This window comes from Saccharopolyspora elongata (assembly GCF_004348985.1).
Lineage (GTDB): Bacteria > Actinomycetota > Actinomycetes > Mycobacteriales > Pseudonocardiaceae > Saccharopolyspora > Saccharopolyspora elongata.
In genome coordinates this window covers 1-1,677 of record NZ_SMKW01000208.1, presented here as the reverse complement: position 1 = coordinate 1,677, position 1,677 = coordinate 1, and the positions used below count along the sequence as shown (strand labels likewise).

1 protein-coding gene is annotated in these 1,677 nt (G+C 63.3%); it reads left to right on the top strand.

All coding sequences use genetic code 11. The annotated features are described in order from the left end of the window. Window positions 1-12 precede the first annotated feature (12 nt). Window positions 13-1,677 carry a sodium:solute symporter family protein gene (locus E1288_RS46310; RefSeq protein ID WP_132495693.1) on the top strand — a complete coding sequence of 555 codons (1,665 nt, stop codon included), beginning with the start codon at window positions 13-15 and terminating at the stop codon, window positions 1,675-1,677.

Genomic DNA, 1,677 nt, shown 5'->3' with positions numbered 1-1,677 from the left:
GCTCAGGGTCAGCTGCTGGATGCCAACGCGGTGGATTACGCGTTGTTGGCGTTGTACTTCGTTTTTGTGCTGGGTATCGGGTATCTGGCGCGGCGAGCGGTTTCCACCAGTTTGGATTTTTTCCTGTCGGGTCGGGCGTTGCCGGCGTGGGTGACGGGGTTGGCGTTCATCTCGGCGAATCTGGGTGCGATCGAGATCATCGGTATGTCGGCGAATGGTGCCGAGTACGGGATGCCGACGATGCATTATTTCTGGATCGGTGCGGTGCCGGCCATGCTGTTCTTGGGCGTGGTGATGATGCCGTTCTACTACGGCTCGAAGGTGCGCAGTGTTCCGGAGTTCATGTTGCGCCGGTTCGGGCGGGCGGCGCATCTGGTGAACGGGATCAGTTTCGCGGTGGCGCAGGTGTTGATCGCGGGGGTGAATCTGTATTTGCTGGCCAGCATCGTGAATGCGTTGCTGGGGTGGCCGTTGTGGTTGTCGGTGTTGCTGGCGGCGGCGATCGTGTTGTCGTACACGGCGTTGGGTGGGTTGTCGGCGGCGATCTACAACGAGGTGTTGCAGTTCTTCGTGATCGTGGCGGCGTTGTTGCCGTTGACGATCATCGGGTTGGTGAAGGTCGGTGGGGTGCAGGGCCTGATCGAGCGGGTGTCGGCGGGTCCGGGTGGTGCGGAGCAGTTGTCGGCGTGGCCGGGTAATGAGCTGACCGGGTTCGACAACAGTGTGCTGTCGGTGGTGGGGTTGGTGTTCGGGCTGGGTTTCGTGCTCAGTTTCGGGTATTGGACGACGAACTTCGTCGAGGTGCAGCGGGCGATGGCGTCCAAGAGCATGTCGGCGGCGCAGCGGACGCCGATCATCGGGGCGTTCCCGAAGATGTTCATCCCGTTCATCGTGATCATTCCGGGGATGATCGCGGCGGTGTTGATCCCGGAGCTGGCGGCGTTCAAGCAGGCCGGTGGGTCCGGTGGTGGGGGTGTGGATTACAACGATGCGATCTTGTTGTTGATGCGGGATCTGCTGCCGAACGGGATTCTGGGGATCGCCCTGGCGGGGTTGCTGGCGTCGTTCATGGCGGGGATGGCGGCGAACCTGTCGTCGTTCAACACGGTGTTCACGTATGACATCTGGCAGTCCTATGTGGTGCGGGACCGGGCGGACGGTTATTACCTGAGCATGGGGCGTTGGGTGACGGTGGGGGCGACGCTGGCGGCGGTGGGTACGGCGTTCATCGCGGCGGGGTATTCGAACTTGATGGATTACCTGCAGCAGTTGTTCTCGTTCTTCAACGCGCCGTTGTTCGCGACGTTCATCCTGGGGATGTTCTGGAAGCGGATGACGCCGCATGCGGGGTGGGCGGGTCTGGTGCTGGGCACGGTGTCGGCGGTGGTGGTGTTCGGGTTGTCGGAGACCGGGGTGCTGGATCTGCCGGGGCAGGGTGCGAGTTTCGTGGGTGCGGGTGCGGCGTTCGTGGTGGACATCGTGGTGAGCGTGGTGGTGTCGCTGGTGACGCGGCCGAAGCCGGAGGCGGAGTTGGTGGGGTTGGTGTACGGGTTGACGCCGCGGGCCAGTCTGCGGGCCTCGACCAGTGGTGAGGACGCCGGCTGGTACCGCCGCCCGGGGCTGTTGGCGGGGATCGCGCTGGTCCTGATCATCGCCCTCAACATCATCTTCGGCTGA